The organism is Streptomyces albidoflavus (assembly GCF_000719955.1).
GTDB lineage: Bacteria > Actinomycetota > Actinomycetes > Streptomycetales > Streptomycetaceae > Streptomyces > Streptomyces albidoflavus.
The window spans coordinates 49065-67812 of sequence record NZ_JOII01000030.1; the positions used below are offsets into that span (position 1 = coordinate 49065).

The window sequence follows — 18748 nt, forward strand, 5'->3', positions numbered from 1 at the left end:
GACCGGAAGCGGAACGGGTCTTTCGCGGGGGGTGCCGGCGGTCAGCCGAGGGCGAGCACCACACCGGCCGCCGCGCCCAGTACCAGGACCACGGCGCAGCCGGCCAGGAGGCGGCGGTTGGCGAGGTTGACCGTCCAGCCCAGGCCGACGCGCTTGGGGACCAGCACGGCCGGGTCGTCGGCGTTGACGTACATGGTCCCGGCCGCCCGCCAGAACCGGTCGTCGTCCCGGGTCACCAGGCCGGTCGCCTCGTCCTCCCCGGCCCCGGCCCGCGCCATCGGCAGGAAGGGGTACACCGCGCCGGCCACCGCCAGCAGCGCCGGCACGCCGACGACCACCGCGAGCAGCGCGCCCGAGCGGTTGCCGGTCCACATCATCGCGGAGAGGCCGAGCAGCATCACGTTGAGCAGCGCGCCCACCCCCAGCAGGGAACGGGCGGTCAGGGCGAGCCTGCGGCGGTACTCGGCCGCGCTGGCGCGGGGCCGGGAGGCGTCCACGTCGGCACGGGCCCGCAGCACCGCGGCGACCGTGCCGACCATGGTGAGGGTGACCGCGAGCTGGACGAGGACCAGGCTGAAGGCCGACCAGAAGGTGGTGGCGAGGGCGCGGTACTCCGTGCCGGAGGGGGAGCGCTCGGGCAGCCACAGCGTGTCCGGCAGCTCCGGGTAGGCGAAGGCCCCGGCCGTCGCGCTCACCGCGAGGACCAGCAGCGAGGGGACCACCCAGAGCCAGGGCATCCGCACCGGGTCGGTGCGCAGCGAGGTGTCCATGGCGACGCCCTGCCGCAGCTCCTCGTACCAGCCGCCCTCCTCCTTGGCGCGGGTGAGCGCCTGGTGGGCGCGGAGCCAGAGCACGGCGGCGACCCCGCAGAGCACCAGCGCCGCCACGGAACCGACCAGGGCGCTGTCGGTGAGGGCGCCGAGGCCGAGCGAGAGGGCGGTGAGGGCGGCGGTGGCGGGCAGCAGCAGGGCCCGGTAGCGGCGGCGCTCCCGGTGGACCTCGGGCGCCTCCGCCCGGCCCGGGGGCACCCGGACGCCGAACGGCACCGCGTGCGGGCTCAGGCGCGGGCTCGGTGCCGCGTAGAAGACGGCGCCCAGGAGCAGGAGCACCGTGGAGTTGACGAGAAGGCTGACGAGCACGGCGTTCACCTGATCCGTCCGACGAAGTCATGGTCATGGCAGTCATGGTCATGGGAGCGGCCTCGCGGGAGCGGTCCTGCCGGGTGCGCCGCCGCGCGGCCGCGCGCCCGGCACCGTCCGGCAACCTCCCCCGCCGGCCACCCGGTCCGCAACCGTCTTCGGCGAGCGCCGAATACGTGGCTGCCGCCCGGTCGTACGGTCACCATCCTCTAGTCACCTCCGTCCTTCTCCTGGTCCGCCCGGCCGAGCGCGAACCCGTCGAGGGCCGAGCGGACGTACGCCGCGACCTCCGCCTCGGGCACGCCCCGGACGACCGCCTCGGCGAGCAGGACGCGCAGCCGGGGCCGCCAGTCCTCGCTCGCCCGCAGTTCGGGCGTGGCCCGGCCGACGTCGGGGTGGATCACCGCGCCGCTCTTGCGGTTGATGCGGATGATCCCCTCCCGCCGGAGCAGGTCGTAGGCCTTGTTGACGGTGTGGAAGTTGATCGCGAGGTCGACGGCGCACTGCCGGGTCGAGGGCAGGGAAGCGCCCGGGCCCAGCGTGCCGTCCGCGACGGATTCCACCACCCGGTCCCGGATCTGCTGGTAGATCGGGACCTCGCTGTCGAGATCGAGTAGGAGCTGCACAGCTTCAATCTATCTGATATACAACTACTAGAACAGATGGCCAGCGCAGAAGTCGCAGCGGACCTCACGGGTCCCCGAGGGATGGGAAGCTCCCCATGGCACTGATGAAGATCTCCGGCACCGACCTCACCGTGACGTTCAGCGGCTGGGAGCGGATGTGGCTCAAGCGCGACAAGGTGACCGTCCCGCTGGCGGCCCTGCGCCGCGTCGACCCCGTCCGCGACCCGCTGCGCGAGGCCCACGGCACCCGCAGCGGCATACAGGTCTCCGGCTTCTCGAAGGTCGGCACCTGGGGCCTGGTCAAGGGGCCGCGCCAGCTCGTCGCCGCCTACCGGGGCTCGCCCGGACTGCACGTCCGGCTGGACCGCGCCGCCGCCTCCGCCGACTTCGACGAGCTGGTGCTCTCGGTCGACGACGCCGAGCAGCTCGCCGAGCAGCTCACCCAGCACCTGGGGAGGGGCCGGTGAACGCGTACGGGATCGAGGTGACCGGCCTGACCAAGCGGTTCGGCGAGGTCACCGCCGTGGACTCGGTGAGCTTCGCCGTGGAGCCGGGCGTCGTCACCGGCTTCCTCGGCCCCAACGGTGCCGGCAAGACCACCACGATGCGCATGATCCTCGGCCTGGTCACCCCCACCGAGGGCACCGCCACCATCGGCGGCCGGCGCTACACGGAGCTGGACCGCCCCACCCGGACGGTCGGCGCCGTCCTCGACGCCGGCGCCTTCCACCCCAACCACTCGGCCCGCGACCACCTGCGGATCTACTGCGCGATGGGCGGCCATCCCGACAGCCGGGTGGACGAGCTGCTGGACCGCCTCGGCCTCGCCGAACACGCCCACCGCCGCACCCGCACCTTCTCCACCGGCATGAAGCAGCGGCTCAGCCTCGCCACCGCGCTCCTCGGCGACCCGAGCGTCCTGCTGCTCGACGAGCCGAGCAACGGCCTCGACCCCGAGGGCATCGCCTGGCTCCGCACCTTCCTGCGCGAACTGGCCGCCGAGGGCCGCACGGTCCTCGTCTCCAGCCATGTGCTCAGCGAGGTCCAGCAGATCGTCGACGACGTCGTGGTGATCCGGCGCGGCCGGATGGTCGCCGCCGGACCGCTGGAGGAGATCGCGCGGCGCCGGCCCCCCACCGTCCTGGTCCGCTCGCCCGACGCCGAGCGGCTGCGGGCACTGATCCTCGACGGCACCCGGGGCCCGGACGCCGCCGTGGCCACCGCCGAGGACGGCTCGCTGCGGGTCAGCGGGCTGACCGCCGCCGAGACGGCCGACCTGGCCGCGGCGGCCGGGCTGCGGGTGCACGGACTCGGCGCCGAGGACAGCAGCCTGGAGCAGCTGTTCCTCGACCTGACCCAGGACCGGGCCGGACAGGCCGGGCAGTACGAGGGGGACGCACGGTGAACGCGTTGATCAAGGCGGAGTTCCGCCGGCTGGCCGCGACCAGGATGTGGCGGTGGGCGCTGGTGACCGCCGTCCTGCTCGGCGGCGGGCTGGTCGGCCTGATGGCCGTCGTGGGCCCGGAGAACTTCAGCCCGCCGATGCCCGGCCTGGACACCGAGGAGGGGGTCCTCTCCGTCCTCGGGATGCTCGGCTTCACCGTCTTCGTCCCGGCCGCCCTCGGCACGCTGGCGATGACGGCGGAGTACCGCCACCGCACCGCCACGTACACCTTCCTCTTCGCGCCGAGGCGCTGGCAGGTGCTCACCGCCAAGCTGGTCACTTTCGGGGGCGCCGGACTGGTCTACGGGCTGGTGCTGGCGGTGAGCGCGGGCGCCGGGTTCTACGGGGCGCTGGCGGCCCGGGGCGTCACGCCCGGCCTGGCCGCGGGCACCGTCTGGGAGCTGCTGCTGCGGCTGGCCCTGACGATGGCGGTCTACACCCTGCTCGGGGTGGCGATGGGCGCGCTGATCCGCAACATGACCGTCGCCCTCGCCGTGGTCATCGGCTACCTCTACATGGGCGAGCTGATCCTCATGATGATCCCGGGCGTCAACCTGGTCTACCCGCTGCTCCCCGGCGGTGCCACGGCTTCCCTGACCAGCTTCACCTACGTCGCCGAGGCTGTCGCCGGCGAACTGGCCACCAGCCCCGTCTCGTTGCTCTCCCCCGTGGGCGGCGGACTGCTGCTGGCCGGTTACGCCCTGGTGGCCGCGGCGGTGGCGGTGCTGGTGCCGATGCGCCGCGACGTGGTCTGAACATGCGGGAGCGGGTGCCCCGGACTGCACTCCGGGACACCCGCGACGGTTCGCGCCGGTGGATCAGGCGGGTACGGCGGTCTGGGCCGCCGTGCCCCGGGAGGTGGCCGGGACTCCGTCCATCTCGCGTATCAGGCTGGCGGGCCGCATGTCGGTCCAGTTCTTCTCGACGTAGTCGAGGCAGTTCTGGCGGCTGTCCTCGCCGAAGACGACCGTCCAGCCGTCCGGCACCTTGGCGAACGTGGGCCACAGCGAGTGCTGGTTCTCGTCGTTGACCAGCACGTAGAAGATGCCGTTGTCGTCGTCGAACGGGTTCTCCATGAGTTTCCCTTTCCTCATGTTGGGGTTCCGGTCAGATCCCGGTTCCCGTGGCATGGTTTCCCGGCCGTGTCGACCGGTTCAACGTGTTTCACCTGGGCTCGAACCGGCCCGGGCTGGTGCGGTCCGGTGGGGCCGGCAGACGCCGTGCGAGGCGTCTGCCGGCCCCCCTGCCGGTTCAGGCGCGCTGCGCGAAGAAGTCGAGCAGGGCGTTGTTGACCTGGTCGGGGCGTTCCAGGTAGCCGTAGTGGCCCGCGTCCGCCACCTCCACGTACCGGGCGCCGGGGATCGCGTCGGCGACCTCGCGGCCCAGGTGCGCGGGGAGGATCAGGTCGTCGGCGAACCCGACGACCAGGCAGGGCGTGGTGATCCGCCGGTAGGCCGGCAGCCGGTCGGCGGTCATGTCGATGCCGAGCTGGGCGCGGTGGCCCGGGGCCCCGGAGAGGGGCGCCATCTCGAAGATGTCCAGCCAGTCCTGGATCTCCTTCTCGGAGCGGAGCGTGGCCGGCGACAGGTTCTGCAGGGCGCGCACGGTGGCGCCGTACAGCGGGGTCAGCACGCCGCCGGCGTCGTGGAACTCGCGCTCGGCGCGCGACTGGGCCCGGCGCATCGCGTCGTCCCGGCCGCGGGTGGCCAGCAGGGCCACCTGGCTGACCAGTTCCGGCCGGGCCAGGCAGAGTTCCTGGGCGACGTGGGCGCCGAGCGAGGTGCCCACCAGGCGGCACGGGCCGAGCCCCAGGTGCTCGATGAGCCCCGCGGTGTCGGCCACCATGTCGTCGACGGTGAACCCCTCGGCGCAGGCGTCGGTGGGCGGGATGCCCCGGTTGTCGAAGGTGACGACCCGGTACCCGGCCGCGCGCAGCGCCGGCACCTGGTGCAGGTGCCAGGAGCGCCCGCCCGCGCCGGAGCCCATCACCATGACGACCGGCTCGCCGCTGCCGCTTTCCTCGTAGTGGAGTCTGATTCCGTTGATGCGTTCGATCGGCACAACTTGCCCTTCTTTTCGGCCGTCCCGCGTGATCCGTCAGGCGTCGGCGGGGGCGAGGAGCCGGGGGTGGCGCGGGGCGGCCACGGAGTCCGCGCGGTACGGGGCGAAGAGCGCCGCCTCGTCGGGGACCCGGGCCGGGATGGGCCGGGAGACCGTGGTGTGGTTGAGGAAGTGGCGCCAGGTGACGTTGCCCGCGACGCTGGAGCCACCCCAGCTGCCGGCGGAGAGCGTGGTGGTGAAGGGGACGCCCGCGGAGAGGCTGCCGGTGTTGGTCATCGTCGACTGGTTGACGACGACCCGGCAGTGCGTGACCGCCTCGGCCAGCCGCAGCACCCGGTCCTCGCGGGTGGTGTGCACCGCGCAGCTGTGGCCGAGGCCGCACCGCTCCGCGATGGACTGCACCAGGCGGACCGCCTCGTCGAACTCCCGGTAGACGCAGAGGGTCAGCACCGGTGAGATCTTCTCCCGCAGCAGCGGCTGGTCCCGCCAGGGGTCGGCGCAGCGGGCGGCGAGGACGGTGACCTCCCGCCCGCCCAGGTCGATCCCGGCCGCCGCGGCCAGCTCCGTGGCGGGGCGGCCGACCAGCTCCCGGTCGAGCGTCGTGCCGTCCGGCCACAACCGCAGGGTCAGCCGCTCCGCCTCCGCCTCGTCGCAGAGGTACGAGCCGGCCTCGGCCAGGCCCCGTTCGAAGGCGGCCGCCACCGAGTGGTGGACCAGGACGTTGCTCTCCGAGGAGCAGGAGGTGCCGTGGTTGAACCCGGCGCCGTGCTGCACGGCGGCCACCGCCGCCGCCAGGTCCGCCGTCTCGTCCACCACCACCGTCGGGTTGCCGACCCCGGCCCCGATCGCGGGCGTCCCGCTGCGGTACGCGCGGCGTACGGTGCCCGAGCCGCCGATGGCGACGACCGAGTCCGCCTCGGCCATCAGCTGCGAGCCCGCCTCCCGGCCCGCCTCGGGCAGGCAGGCCAGCAGGTCCGGAGGGGCGCCCACCGAGGCGAGGGCGGCCCGCATCACGTCGATCGTGGCCCGCGCACTGCGCCGGGCCCGGGGATTGGGGCTGAAGACGGCGGCGTTACGGGTCTTCAGCATCGGCAGCGCGTTGCAGATGATGCCGGGGGCCGGAGCCGTCGCGGGGCTCGCCACCGCGATCACCCCGAGCGGTTTGGCGATCTTCACCAGGCCCAGTGCCGGGTCCGACTCGACCACGCCGGTCGTCCGCGCCCCGTGCAGGTCGTGCAGGATGCCCAGCACCCGCCTGCGCTGGAGGGCGTACAGGTCCTCGGCGTCCCCGAGCCCGGTCTCACGGTGGCTCAGCCGGGCCAGCCGGCGCGCCGTCTCCTCCTGGTAGCAGTGCCAGCCGACGGCCGCGACGGCCCGGTCGGTCTCCTCCTGCGACCACGAGGCGATCTCGGCCTGGGCCACTCTGGCCCGGCGCACCACGTCCTCCACGGATTCCCTGATCACAGCTCTCCCCCAAGGGCGCTCGCTGGGAAGCGGTCTCCTGAAGCGCACAGGGACCCGCCTTCATCTCGGGGCGCCGGGCGCTCCCGGGCCTCCCGCAGAGAACTCCACGTTCCCGCCGGCGCAGCGTAGGTCTCCCGCTCGTTCCCGGGCCACAGTTTCGGTCCTCGGTAAACCCTCCCGGCACCGGGGGAGTCGGCCGCCTGCCCCGTCGCGGACGGGCCGGCGGGCGGTCGGGGCCACCGCCACCGCACCGGAGACCGGAACGGCGAGAATCAGCCAGGTGCGCCCTTGATGGCCGAAGGACATGCCTCGGCCGCGCGCCGGGACGCGGCCGCCCCGCCCGCATCCCGATGGCCGGGACACGCCCCCTCAAGGCCGCCCTCCGGCGTCCCCCGCCTCCGGGCCGACCCTGCCTCGGGGGCGGCGGGGACGGACCCCTGGGAAGCGCTGCCCGGCCCTGTGGCCTCGTAACTCGTAGTGAGAGGAGTGCCACGTTCCCGTGCCCCGGGGCGGCCGGGCGGTCCCGGGGGACGCCGCGCGGCGCCGAAACCCGAGACCCGGAAGGGGGCCGGGATCTTTCCCCGGACGCCGTCCGGAGCCGCACCTGAAGAATTCATGATCGAGGTGGTGAATCGGCCATGGCGGCTCAAGGAACGCGGCACTGTGCGCGCGCCACCCGCCGTGGCACCGTCTGGAAGGTCTGGACAGGAGCGGCCGCACGCCGGCGCCCCTGCACCAGCACCACGAGGTATTCGTGCGTATCCGTGCGTACGGCACCCGCCCCCGGACACCGTCCGGCCGGGCGGGCAGCGGAACAGCGTCTCCACCGCGATCCGGTGGCGGCGGTCCGGCCGCGTGCCTGCCGCGGGTGCACCACTCATCAACGGGGGAAAACATGCAGAGGATTCACTTCTCCGCCGCGGACCTGGCCCGCACACGCCTGCAGAGCACACTCGGACCGGTCGCGGAAGGGATCTTCGCGCTCGGCGCGCTGGCCCACTCCCGCAACGCCGAGTACGCCCGATGGCGCGGCGAGACCCTGGCCAGACTCCGCGACACCTACTCCCTCAACCGGCCTCTGCTGCCCCTGCTCCGCTCCCTGCGCGCCCCCGACGACCTGCTCTTCCTCCTCGACTCCTCCCCGAAGGCCGACACCTCGGCGCTCTCCGCCCTCCACCTGACCCGTACCGAGGTGACCCGGCTCGCCGTGGACATGTGGCGCGCGGGCGGGGCGCCCTACTGGGACCGCGTCCTCGAACACCTCGACCACGAGTGCGCCGAGCACGGCCGGATCGTGATGACCGGCGGCGTCGAGCGCCTCCTCGCCACGCTCCACCCGAGGATCGTGTGGAACCCGCCGGTGCTGGAGATCCACGACGGCCCGGAGCTGGACCTCCACCTCAAGGGCCGCGGCCTGCTGCTGAGTCCGTCCGCCTTCCTCCCGGGCCTGGTGGGCCGCGCGCTGCACGCCGAACGCGACAGCGGCCAGCCCGCGCTGGTCTTCGCCGTCCCCTCCGAGGTCTCCGAGCTGTTCGCCCCGACCGACGAGGCCGACGCGATCGGCGGGGAGGCCCTGCGGGCGCTGGTCGGCCAGACCCGGGCGGCCGCCCTGCGCGCGCTGACCAGCACCTGCACCACCAGCCAGCTCGCCGCGCGGCTCGGCGTCTCGCCGGGCAGCGCCAGTCAGCACGCCTCGATCCTGCGCGAGTCGGGCCTCATCACCACCCGCCGGGTCCGCAACTGCGCGCTGCACTCGGTGACGCCGCTGGGCATGGCCCTGCTCGGCGGCCGGCTGCGCACACCCGCCCCCGCCCCGCTGCTCGCTCCGAGCCCGGCGGCCTGACCCGCACCGGTAATCTCCAGGACGCTCCGCCGTACGGCCCCCTGTTTCGGGCCAGGCCGAACGGAGCCGCAGGTGCCGTGAGAATTTCATGGCCGCTTGGTGACGTGCAGGCCTGTCCGGCGTTCACCGAGTTCGCCCAGAATCGCAGCAACGGACCCCGACCGGGGGGCCTCGGGGGAGGCGCCGGGCACGACCAGGCGTGCGCACCCCACGGACGAAAGGGAAGCCACCACCATGAGCTCTGCCACGATCTCCGCCACCCGCGCCGACGGTGCGGCGTCCTCGGCCCGCACGCTGGTCATCGAGGACCTGGAGACCCTGCCCGAGCACGGCACCGCGCTCTTCACCATCTGCATCGCCGCCTCCCCGGTCGACCCGGCCCCGTCCGGCCGCGAGCAGCGCCAGGCATGACCGGCCCAGGGGGAGACGGCCGAAGGCCCGCCGGTGACCGCGGTGGGCCGATCGGCTTCAAGAGTCATCTGCGGGCGACCGTGGTGCCCGGCGAGGCGGCCTACCTCGTCTCCCAGCGCGGGGTGACCGCCCTGCGCGGCACCCCGGCGGAGGTGCTGGTGCCGCTGCTGGACGGAACCCGCGACCACGCCGAGGTGATCAGCGCGGCCACACCGCTGCTGACCACCGAGGAGGCGGCCGGCTCGCTGCGCGCACTCGACGCGGCCGGCCTGCTCCGCCTCGGTACGCCCGGCACGGCCGACCCGGCCGCCGAGGCGTACTGGGACCTCGCGGGTCCCGGTGCCCCCGCCGCCCTGGCCGCGCTGGCCGGGGCGGCGGTGGCGCTCGTCCCGCTGGCCGGCACCGACGCGGCCGAGGCCGCCGAGGCGTGCCGCGCCTCCGGGCTGACGGTGACCGACGCACCGGAGCGGGCCGACCTCACGCTCGTCCTGTGCGACGACTACCTCGACCCGGAACTCGCCGAGGTCGACGCCCGGCAGCGCACGGCCGGCACCCCCTGGCTGCCCGTACGGACCGGCGCGGCCGCGCTCTGGCTCGGGCCCGTCCTGCGCCCGCACGACGGCCCGTGCTGGCACTGCCTCGCCACCCGGCTGCGCGGCCACCGGTACGCGGAACGGCCGCTCCAGCGGGCGCTGGGCGAGGAGGGCCCCGTACGGCGCCCGCACGCCACCCTGGCCGCCGGCCGGGCCGTCGCCGTGCACCTGGCCGTCCTGGAGGCGGCCAAGTGGCTGGCCGGGGCGCGCGGCGCGAGCCACGACGGGGTGACCACCCTGGACACGCTGACGCTGGACACCGCGACCCACCCCGCCGCCCGGCTGCCGCAGTGCGCGGTCTGCGGCGACCCGGGGCTGACGGCCCGCCGGATCGAGGCCCCGTTCGTCCCCGCCTCCCGCCCCAAGGCCGCGGGCGAGCTGAACGGCCACCGGGCCCTGACCCCCGCCCAGATGCTGGAGCGGTACGGACACCTGGTCGGCCCCGTCACCGGCATCGTCAAGGAGATCCGCCGGGCGCCGGGCAGCCCCGGCTTCGTCAGCACCTACCTCTCCGGGCAGAACCTCGCCATGCGCAGCGGCACCCTCGCCGGACTGCGGGCGGGGCTGCGTTCGCTCAGCGGCGGCAAGGGGCTCACCGACACCGAGGCGCGCACCAGCGCGCTCTGCGAGGCGGTCGAGCGGTACAGCGGGACCCGGCAGGGCGACGAGCCGGTGGTGCGCGACACCTACCGCGCGCTCGGCGAGGACGCCGTGCACCCCAACGCCGTCCAGCTCTTCCACGACCGGCAGTTCGCCGACCGCGACCGCTGGAACGGCGGCGGCTCCCACCTGCACCACGTACCGCGCCGCTTCGACGAGGAGCGCCCCACCGAGTGGACCCCGGTCTGGTCGCTGACCCACGAGAGGCAGCGGCTGCTGCCGACCTCGCTGCTCTTCTTCGGCGAACACGAGGCGCCCGACGGGGTGTGGGCCGACTCCAACGGCAACGCCGCGGGCAGCAGCCCCGAGGACGCCCTGGTCCAGGGGTTCCTGGAGCTGGTCGAGCGGGACGCCGTGGCGATCTGGTGGTACAACCGCACCCGCCATCCGGCCGTCGACCTCGACGCGTTCGGCGAGCCGTACATCGAGCGGCTGCGCGCCGGGTACCGGTCGGTGGGCCGCGAGGTGTGGGCGCTGGACCTCACCGGCGACCTCGGCATCCCGGTGGTCGCCGCGCTCTCCCGGCGCACCGACCGGCAGGCCGAGGACATCGTCTTCGGCTTCGGCGCCCACTTCGACCCGCGGGTGGCGCTGCGCCGGGCCCTGACCGAGATGGGCCAACTCCTGCCCCTGGTCGGCGACGTGACCCCGGACGGCCGCGGCTACCGCTGCGCCGACCCCGACCCGCTGAACTGGTGGCGGCACGCCACCGCAGCCAACCGCCCCTACCTGCGCCCCGATCCGGCCACCCCGGCACGCACCCCCGGCCACTGGGCGTACACCCCCGCGGGTGATCTCCTGGACGACGTCCGCTCCATCACGGAACTGTTGCGATCACGTGGCCTTGAGCTGCTCGTTCTGGACCAGACCAGGCCGGATCTGGATCTTCCGGTTGTCAAGGTTCTGGTGCCGGGCCTGCGCCACTTCTGGCCCCGGTTCGCCCCCGGGCGCCTCTACGACACGCCTGTGGAGCTGGGATTGCGTACGGAACGCTGCCGACTGGAGGAGTTGAACCCGACCCCGCTCTTCGTCTGATTCCGGTTACGGTTCCCACGTGTCGCCTTCCGGCGGTGCGTGGATTCGGCGCGCGCTCCCCGCCACGATTCCGGCACAGCGTCCTCGCAGATCACTTACGCTCCTTGCGTAGCACGGAGGTTCGACGGGGGAAAGGCTGTGCGCGGATGCGACGGGGAGACGGCAGGCCGCTGGAGGATTCCGGGGCGAGCGGGGAGGCGGGGCCGGAGACCGGCGGTGCCGCCGTCCCGCGCGTCCCGGCCGACCCGCTCTATCTGCCGGCGCCGAGAATGGCCCGGGTCATCCTGGTCGTCGTCCTGCTCGGCTATCTCAGCGTCACCTCCATCAACCTGGCGGCGGCGCCGCACACCCGGACGTCGCTGGCCCTGTCGTTCGTCTGCCAGGCCGGGGTCTTCCTGCTCCAGATCGGCCACTCGCGGGCACGGGCACGGCACTTCCCGCTGCTCCGGCGGTGCGCCACCCTCGGCTGCCAGGCGGTGCTGACCTTCGCCCCGCTGGTCTTCTTCCAGTCCCAGTGGGGCTCGATGGCCGGCTTCCTCGCCGGGTCGCTGCTGCTCCTGCTGCCGCCCCGCTGGGCCTGGCCCGCCTACGGCGTGGTCGGCCTCACCATGGCGCTCCCGCCACTGCTGGAGGGCCTGCCGCTGCGCGACGCCTTCTACCTGGCGCAGTCCACGCTCCTGACCGGCCTGGTGGTCTACGGCCTCTCCCGTCTGGCGGAGCTGGTCCAGGTGCTGCACCACACCCGCGTCGAGCTGACCCGGATGGCGGTCACGCAGGAACGGCTGCGCTTCGCCCGCGACCTGCACGACCTGCTCGGCTACAGCCTCTCCGTGATCACGCTGAAGAGCGAGCTGATCCACCGCCTGGTGCCCAGCCACCCCGAGCGGGCGATGGAGGAGGTCGGCGAAGTCCTGGCCGTGTCACGGAAATCCCTCGCCGACGTCCGCTCGGTCGCCGCCGGGCTGCGCGGGATGTCCCTGGAGCAGGAGCTGTCCTCGGCCGAGTCGCTGCTGCGGTCGGCGGACGTCACCGTCCACGCCGACATCCGGCTCGGCGCCATCGACCCGGAGGTCGACACGGTGCTGGCGGCGGTGGCCCGCGAGGCCATCACCAACCTGCTGCGCCACTCGCGCGCCGGCGTCTGCGCCATCACGGCGGTCCGGGAGGGCGGCAACGTGCGGCTGCGCATCTCCAACGACGGTGTCGACCCCGGCTACCGCGACATGTCGCCGCACAGCGGCAGCGGCCTCGGCAACCTGGAGACGCGGTTGCGAGCGGTCCAGGGCCGGCTCACCGTCTCCCGCGCGGAGGCGGAGACCTTCGCCCTCACCGCCGAGGCCCCCGCGCGGCCGGACCGCGCCGCGCCCCGCGGCCGGGCCGAGGCGTACGCCCAGGGCCCCGTCGCGTAACCGCACCCGAACCTCCCCCACGAACACTGAGGAGCGGCCTCCATGGCGATACGCATCCTGCTGGCCGAGGACATGCACATGGTCCGGGGCGCGCTGGTCGCCCTGCTGAACCTGGAGAACGACCTGGAGGTCGTCTGCGAGGTCGGCCGTGGCGACGAGATCCTGCCGCGCGCACTGGAATTCCGGCCGGACATCGCGATCATCGACATCGACCTGCCCGGCATCGACGGACTGACCGCCGCCGCCCGGCTGCGCGAGTCGCTCCCGGAGTGCCGGACGCTGATCCTGACCAACCTCGGCCGCCCCGGCACCCTGCGCCGCGCCCTGTCGGCACACGTCTCCGGCTACCTGCTCAAGGACGCCCCGCCGCAGGAATTGGCCGCCGCCGTACGCCGGGTGGTCGCCGGGCACCGGGTGATCGACCCGCAGCTCGCCCTCTCCGCGTGGGACGGCGCGGACAGCCCGCTCACCGAGCGGGAGACCGAGGTGCTGCGGCTGGTCGCGCAGGGCTGGGAGCCGAGCGAGATCGCCAAGGAACTCCACCTGTCCGCCGGAACCGTCCGCAACTACCTGACCACGGTGGTCTCCAAGCTCAACGCCCGCAACCGGGTGGACGCGATCAGGATCGCCCAGGCCTCCGACTGGCTGCTGTGAGCCCCCGGCTCACCCGGTGATCCGCGGGGGCGGCGCCTTACGGCGCGGGGCCGGACCGTGGACCGGCCGCGCCATCCCGGCGGCCGTCAGGTAGCCGATGACCCCCGGGGGCACCGCCCCCGGCACCGGCAGGGCGTCGGCCGCGTCCTCCGGCGTCACCGGCCACCCCAGCAGCGAGACGACCAGCGCCGCCTCCGGCCGGTGCAGCAGGACCCGGTGGGAGGCGGTCGCCGACCACATCGCGATGCCGTCGCTCTCCTGGGCCAGCGAGACCCCGCTCGCCATCCGCACCGCCCGCCGCGGCGGCGGCCGCACCGGGGAGAAGGGGGCGGGGCGGGAGAGGGGGAAGGCGGAGAGCAGCGGCCCGCCGAGGTCGTCGATGGCCAGGGTGCGCACCACGAGGTGGGTGATGCTCGCCAGGACCCGGGACAGCCCGGGATCGCCGCCGGCCGGAAGCGGCTCGTCCGGAGCGCACCCCCGGGCGCGCTCCGGGGCGAGGTTGGTGAGCAGGACGGGTCCCAACTGCATCCGCCGCAGCGCCTCCCGCACCAGCGGCGACACCTCGGGCACCCGGTCGATCCCGTCGGGCCCGGTCAGTACGAGCCCGTCGCCGGAGGCGTCGTCCTCGATGCCGATCTCCTCGCCGAGGGACCAGAGATGGACCGCGCTGTGCCCGTCCGCCGTTCTCACGCTGCCCCTCGGTCCGTTGCGTGCCAGCTCCTTACTCGCCAGTATCCCGGGTGCCGGGTGTCGGCGGGCAGCGAGGGAATCACCAATCAGACATGCGGATTTCATGGCCGGGTCACCGCGCGCCTGGTTGCGATGACCACGCGCACGGCATATGCCGTGCGCGGGCGCCGAGGCTCGCGCGTCACTCCGGGAAGACGCCGTCCGCCCCCGGAACCGTTCCCCCTCCGGCTCCCCTTCCTGGCTCCTGGCCCGTCCCGGCCTCCGTTCCGGTTCCGCTTCGGGTTCCGCTTCCGGTCCCGCCTCCCGTCGCCGTCCCCGTCATCCACCGGTCCGGCTGTGCCGTGCGGCGGCCCGTGCGGGACCGGTCGGCCTGGTCGCGCAGGAGGGCGGCGGCCTCGTCGGCGTCACGGAGGTGGGCGACGACCGTCCTGGAGGCGCCGGTGTCGACGTGGAGGTCGGCGACGCCCTGGTGGCGTTGCCACGGGCCCTGCTTCAGGCGGACGCTCTGCACCTTGGCGTGCGGGACGAGGGCGACGGTGCGGTGGAACAGGCCGTGCCGGGCGGCGAAGAGGCGGTCGGTGACGGCGAGGCCGTACCCGCGCCACCAGGCCGGCACGCACCAGGCCGCGCGCCCCGGCGGCCGGACGAACTCCCCGGGCACCTCCGCGCCCGCCAGGACGCGCCCGATGATGCCGCGGGCGGTGACGTGGTCGGCCACCGGCAGCAGCACGCCGTTGTCCGAGCCGGCGACGTCCAGCTCCACCCGTACCCAGCCGAGCCGCCGCCACAGCCACGGTTCGACGATCCGCACCGTCTGCACGCGGCCGGGCGGCACCGTCTCGTGCGACCGGTCGAGCAGCCCGTGGTCCAGCCGCAGCCCGTCGGGCGACTCGCCGAGCGTCCAGTCGTACTCGCGGACGAAGCGGCCCGCGCTCCTGGCTCCGGCGGCACCCAGCAGCGGGATGCCGGCGGCCAGCACCGTCCACAGGTTGTGGGTGGCGAACCAGAGGAAGCCCGGCACCAGCAGCGCGCCGATCAGCGACAGCCAGGTGGTGGCCGTCAGCAGCAGGGAGACGGCGAGCATGCGCGGCGCCACCCGGACCAGCTCCCGGACCGGCGCCTCCCCGACCTCGCCGGCCTCCTCGGGGGAGAACCCGGCGGCGCGCGCCAGCAGTTCGGCCCGCAGCGCGCGTGCCTCCGCCTGGCCGAGGTAGGCCAGTTCGTCCTTGCTGCTGGTCCCGATGACGTCCATCTTCAACTTGGCCACGCCGAGGAACCGGGCGAGCAGCGGCTGCGTCACGTCGACCGCCTGCAACCGGTCGAGCCGGATGTGCGCGGTACGCCGGAACAGCACGCCCGTCCGGATGCGCAACTCCGTGTCGGTGACCGAGAAGTGGGTCACCCACCAGGAGAGGAACCCGTACAGCGCGGCGGCGGGCAGCAGCACCCCGAGCCCCAGCAGCAAGGTCCCGGTCGCCAGATCACTCACATGCCGGTACGCGCTGTTCGGATCGTGCAGGGCCCACCCCGCCAGCAGCGCCACCGGCGCCCAGGCCCGGCGCAGCGGGGTGATTGGGTGCAGCCGCCGCTCGGCGGGCGGGGCCGACTCCGGCGGGCCGGGCGGATCGCCGGGGCCGGGCGGTGTGCCCGGTCCGGTGGCCTCGTCGGAGCCCGGCCCCGTCTCCTCGTTCACAGCCCCGCCGAGCGGGCCTCGCCCAGTTCGGTGAGGCGGTCGCGGAGGCGTTCGGCCTCGGCCGGGTTCAGGCCGGGGATGCGGGCGTCGGTCGCGGCGGCCGCCGTGTGCAGCTGCACCCCGGCCAGGCCGAACCGGCGCTCCAGCGGGCCCGAGGTGACCTCCACCAGTTGCATCCGGCCGTAGGGCACCACCGTCTGCTCGTGCCAGAGGACGCCCCGGCTGATCAGCAGGTCGTCGGCGCGCTCGGCGTACCGCCACGAGCGCCAGTTCCGGCCCAGCAGGGGCCACCCCCACGGCAGGACCGACAGCGGGACCAGGGCGAACAGGGCCCAGGCGGGGCCGGCCAGCACGCCGAGTGTCACCCCGGCCACCAGGGCGAGCCCCGCCGACCAGGCGACCAGCAGCAGCCGGCGCATCACCAGCAGGCCGGGCGGCAGCGCGGTCCAGACGGGGTCGCCGGACGGGCCTTCGCTCCCCGTGCCGCCGGCCGCCGGTCCGTCTGCCGCTGTCCCGCTCCCCGTCTCCATGCCCCCAGCGTAGATGCGAGAGACTGACCCCATGACGGAGACGATGATCGGCATCGGCGGCGGCGCGGAGAGCACCGACATGGTGCTCAACATCGGGCCCCAGCACCCCTCCACCCACGGCGTGCTCAGGCTGCGCATCGTGCTCGACGGGGAGCAGGTCGTCTCGGCCGAACCGGTCGTCGGCTACATGCACCGGGGTGCCGAGAAACTCTTCGAGGCGCGTGACTACCGGCAGATCATCATGCTCGCCAACCGCCACGACTGGCTGTCGGCCTTCTCCAACGAGCTGGGCGTGGTCCTCGGCGTCGAGCGGATGCTCGGCATGGAGGTGCCCGAGCGCGCCGTCTGGCTCAGGACGCTCCTCGCCGAGCTGAACCGGGTCCTCAACCACCTGATGTTCCTCGGCTCGTACCCGCTCGAACTCGGCGGCATCACGCCGATGTTCCACGCCTTCACCGAGCGCGAGGAGCTCCAGGCCGTCATGGAGGAGCTCTCCGGCGGCCGGATGCACTACATGTTCAACCGGGTCGGCGGCCTCAAGGAGGACCTGCCCGCGGGCTGGCCCGAGCGCGCCCGCGCCGCCGTCGCCGCCGTCCGCGCCCGCATGGACGTCTTCGACCGGCTCGTCCTCGGCAACGAGATCTTCCGCGGCCGCACCCGGGGCATCGGCGTCCTCAGCCAGGAACACGTCCACGCCTACGGGGTCAGCGGCCCCATCGCCCGCGCCTCCGGCGTCGACTTCGACCTCCGCCGCGACGAGCCCTACCTCGCCTACGCCGAGCTGGCCGACGTCCTCAAGGTCGTCACCCGGGAGGAGGGCGACTGCCTGGCCCGGTTCGAGTGCCTGCTGGAGCAGACGTACAACTCCCTCGACCTCGCCGACGCCTGCCTCGACCGGTACGCCGAGCTGCCGCCCGGCCCCGTCAACCAGCGCCTGCCGAAGGTCCTCAAGGCCCCCGAGGGGCACACCTACGCCTGGACCGAGAACCCGCTCGGCATCAACGGCTACTACCTGGTCAGCAAGGGGGAGAAGACCCCCTACCGGCTCAAGCTCCGCTCCGCCTCCTACAACAACATCCAGGCGCTGGCCGTGCTGCTGCCGGGCACCCTCGTCTCGGACATGGTCTCGATCCTGGGCTCGCTCTTCTTCGTGGTCGGGGACATCGACAAGTAGGCCGCCGGGGACGCCGCCGAGCAGGGCGCGAAGGCGGGAGCGGGCTCGCGCGTACCGGCGGAGCGACCAGTTCCGCACCGCCCGTGCCGCATGCCGCACCCGCTCCGGGCACCTGAGCCGCCTCATCGGCCGCCGCCTTCCGGGCCGCCGGCGAGCGGCGGCAGCGGGATGCCGGCCGGGCAGAGCAGCCAGCCGAAGTCGCCGAGGCCGCCGCGGGCCGTCAGCTCGGCCGCCTCACCGGCACCGCTCAACGCCCGTACGTACGCGGCCGGATCGGTGGAGGCCAGGGCGAGCGGCGGGCGCCCGCCCCGGACTCCGAGCCCGTGGAGGGCCTCGCGCTGGGTGAGCAGGGCCGGGCCGGGACCCGAGGCGCCCGCCGGGGTCGCGGCGAACGCCGCCGCGCAGGCGTCCAGGGCCACGTGCGCGGTGAGGTCGCAGGAGCCGTCCGGCACCGGACGCGTCTCGCGTCCCTCGCGGAAGCCGGTCAGCGTGCCGAACGGGGGCCGGGCCGCGCGCTCGTGGCCGTAGTCCACCGCCACGGCGAGGCCCCGCCGCACCGTCCCTGCGGCCTTTGCCCAGGCGGCGTCGCGCGTCCCCCCGAGCTCCGCGCGTGCCCCGGGCGCGGTCCCCGCCAGCGGCCACCACCGCTCCAGCCAGGCGGAATCCTCGGCCGAGACGCCGGCGCCCAGCCGTTCCGTACCGTCCGGCGCGACCTCCACCAGGCGCACCGTGCCGTCCGGCGCGACCTCGGCGACCTCGGCAGGGACGTTGTCCAGCCACTCGTTGGCGAAGAGCAGGCCCGTCACCCCCTCGGGGGGAGTGGCCCGCCACGCGATGCGCGGGTCCAGCCCGGGCGGACGGCCCACGGCCCGCTCCACCGCGTAGACCGTGGTGCGTGCCGCCAGCGCGGGCGGGAGCGCGCGGAGCACTCCGGCGCTCAGCTCGCCCCGGCCCGCGCCCATGTCGACGAAGGCCAGCTCCGGCGGCCCGCCCAGCACCCGGTCGACCGCGCCGAGCAGCCGGGCGACCGCCCCCGCGAACAGCGCCGAGGCGTGCACCGAGGTACGGAAGTGCCCGGCCGGACCCGCCTCACCCGTGTAGAACCCGTCCGCCCCGTACAGCGCCTCTTCCGTCGCCGCCCGCCACCCGCGCCACGCACCCTCGCTCGTCATCCGGCCAAGGCTAGGACCGCCCGGCGGCGGTTCCGTCCCCGGACCGGGAGGCGGGGGCGTGCGGTGCGGCCAGGGGGTGCGTGGGGCGGGCATCCACCTAGGGGAGTACGCGTGGCGTACATGGATCGGCCCTCCGGTTGACCCGGGTGC

18 protein-coding genes are annotated in these 18748 nt (G+C 74.3%); 9 read left to right on the top strand and 9 right to left on the bottom strand.

What is annotated here, in order from left to right:
- Nucleotides 1–41 precede the first annotated feature (41 nt).
- Both IF45_RS0124805 and IF45_RS0124810 read right to left on the bottom strand, forming a co-directional pair.
- Nucleotides 42–1139, bottom strand: a complete 1098-nt coding sequence (locus IF45_RS0124805) for a DUF1648 domain-containing protein (RefSeq protein ID WP_015507665.1) — start codon at nucleotides 1137–1139, stop codon at nucleotides 42–44.
- A 209-nt stretch (nucleotides 1140–1348) separates the two neighbouring features.
- Nucleotides 1349–1765, bottom strand: a complete 417-nt coding sequence (locus tag IF45_RS0124810) for a GntR family transcriptional regulator (protein WP_003948919.1) — start codon at nucleotides 1763–1765, stop codon at nucleotides 1349–1351.
- A gap of 95 nt (nucleotides 1766–1860) precedes the next feature.
- Here IF45_RS0124810 and IF45_RS0124815 point away from each other — a divergent pair, with 95 nt between their 5' ends.
- The 3 genes from IF45_RS0124815 to IF45_RS0124825 are packed head-to-tail and all read left to right on the top strand — an operon-like array spanning nucleotide 1861 to nucleotide 3964.
- Entirely contained in the window at nucleotides 1861–2232 is a 372-nt protein-coding gene (locus tag IF45_RS0124815) for a hypothetical protein (RefSeq protein WP_030309671.1), read from the top strand.
- The gene (locus IF45_RS0124820) at nucleotides 2229–3170 is read left to right on the top strand and encodes an ABC transporter ATP-binding protein (protein WP_003948917.1); all 942 of its coding nucleotides are present in this window, start codon (nucleotides 2229–2231) and stop codon (nucleotides 3168–3170) included. Before IF45_RS0124815 ends, IF45_RS0124820 begins: the two co-directional genes overlap by 4 nt.
- The gene (locus IF45_RS0124825; RefSeq protein ID WP_003948916.1) at nucleotides 3167–3964 is read left to right on the top strand and encodes an ABC transporter permease; all 798 of its coding nucleotides are present in this window, start codon (nucleotides 3167–3169) and stop codon (nucleotides 3962–3964) included. Before IF45_RS0124820 ends, IF45_RS0124825 begins: the two co-directional genes overlap by 4 nt.
- Before the next feature lie 63 nt (nucleotides 3965–4027).
- On the opposite strand, the gene IF45_RS0124830 is transcribed toward IF45_RS0124825, so the two are convergent.
- The 3 genes from IF45_RS0124830 to IF45_RS0124840 form a co-directional block, all read right to left on the bottom strand.
- Nucleotides 4028–4285 carry an MbtH family protein gene (locus tag IF45_RS0124830; protein WP_003948915.1) on the bottom strand — a complete coding sequence of 86 codons (258 nt, stop codon included), beginning with the start codon at nucleotides 4283–4285 and terminating at the stop codon, nucleotides 4028–4030.
- A gap of 175 nt (nucleotides 4286–4460) precedes the next feature.
- A complete protein-coding gene (locus IF45_RS0124835) occupies nucleotides 4461–5270 on the bottom strand; it encodes an alpha/beta fold hydrolase (protein ID WP_003948914.1) in 810 nt (269 codons plus the stop codon).
- A gap of 36 nt (nucleotides 5271–5306) precedes the next feature.
- Nucleotides 5307–6734 carry an aldehyde dehydrogenase family protein gene (locus IF45_RS0124840; RefSeq protein ID WP_008405002.1) on the bottom strand — a complete coding sequence of 476 codons (1428 nt, stop codon included), beginning with the start codon at nucleotides 6732–6734 and terminating at the stop codon, nucleotides 5307–5309.
- Between the two features lie 895 nt (nucleotides 6735–7629).
- Between IF45_RS0124840 and IF45_RS0124845 the strand changes: the two genes are divergently transcribed.
- From IF45_RS0124845 to IF45_RS0124865, 5 genes are all read left to right on the top strand, one after another.
- Nucleotides 7630–8577, top strand: a complete 948-nt coding sequence (locus IF45_RS0124845) for an ArsR/SmtB family transcription factor (protein ID WP_010645181.1) — start codon at nucleotides 7630–7632, stop codon at nucleotides 8575–8577.
- Nucleotides 8578–8811: 234 nt separating this feature from the next.
- The gene (locus IF45_RS33435) at nucleotides 8812–8988 is read left to right on the top strand and encodes a hypothetical protein (RefSeq protein WP_008404999.1); all 177 of its coding nucleotides are present in this window, start codon (nucleotides 8812–8814) and stop codon (nucleotides 8986–8988) included.
- Nucleotides 8985–11276, top strand: a complete 2292-nt coding sequence (locus IF45_RS0124855; RefSeq protein ID WP_008404997.1) for a TOMM precursor leader peptide-binding protein — start codon at nucleotides 8985–8987, stop codon at nucleotides 11274–11276. Before IF45_RS33435 ends, IF45_RS0124855 begins: the two co-directional genes overlap by 4 nt.
- A gap of 146 nt (nucleotides 11277–11422) precedes the next feature.
- Nucleotides 11423–12685, top strand: coding sequence for a sensor histidine kinase (locus IF45_RS0124860; RefSeq protein ID WP_030309675.1), 1263 nt, complete (start codon nucleotides 11423–11425; stop codon nucleotides 12683–12685).
- A 42-nt stretch (nucleotides 12686–12727) separates the two neighbouring features.
- Nucleotides 12728–13339 (top strand): response regulator transcription factor, encoded by a 612-nt coding sequence (locus IF45_RS0124865; RefSeq protein ID WP_003948908.1) that lies wholly within the window; start codon nucleotides 12728–12730, stop codon nucleotides 13337–13339.
- A gap of 9 nt (nucleotides 13340–13348) precedes the next feature.
- Here IF45_RS0124865 and IF45_RS0124870 read toward each other — a convergent pair whose 3' ends face one another.
- From IF45_RS0124870 to IF45_RS0124880, 3 genes are all read right to left on the bottom strand, one after another.
- Nucleotides 13349–14029, bottom strand: coding sequence for a hypothetical protein (locus tag IF45_RS0124870; protein WP_030309677.1), 681 nt, complete (start codon nucleotides 14027–14029; stop codon nucleotides 13349–13351).
- A gap of 181 nt (nucleotides 14030–14210) precedes the next feature.
- Complete coding sequence (locus IF45_RS0124875) at nucleotides 14211–15722, bottom strand: PH domain-containing protein (RefSeq protein ID WP_030309680.1); 1512 nt, start codon at nucleotides 15720–15722, stop codon at nucleotides 14211–14213.
- Nucleotides 15719–16252, bottom strand: a complete 534-nt coding sequence (locus tag IF45_RS0124880) for a PH domain-containing protein (protein WP_030309682.1) — start codon at nucleotides 16250–16252, stop codon at nucleotides 15719–15721. The genes IF45_RS0124875 and IF45_RS0124880 overlap by 4 nt, the downstream gene beginning before the upstream one ends.
- 31 nt (nucleotides 16253–16283) lie before the next feature.
- On the opposite strand from IF45_RS0124880, the gene IF45_RS0124885 reads away from it, so the two are divergent.
- Complete coding sequence (locus tag IF45_RS0124885) at nucleotides 16284–17426, top strand: NADH-quinone oxidoreductase subunit D (RefSeq protein WP_003948904.1); 1143 nt, start codon at nucleotides 16284–16286, stop codon at nucleotides 17424–17426.
- A 122-nt stretch (nucleotides 17427–17548) separates the two neighbouring features.
- Here the strand turns inward: IF45_RS0124885 and IF45_RS0124890 are convergent, their stop codons facing one another.
- Nucleotides 17549–18598: an SAM-dependent methyltransferase gene (locus IF45_RS0124890; RefSeq protein WP_030309684.1), complete on the bottom strand. Its 1050-nt coding sequence runs from the start codon at nucleotides 18596–18598 to the stop codon at nucleotides 17549–17551.
- Nucleotides 18599–18748 lie beyond the last annotated feature (150 nt).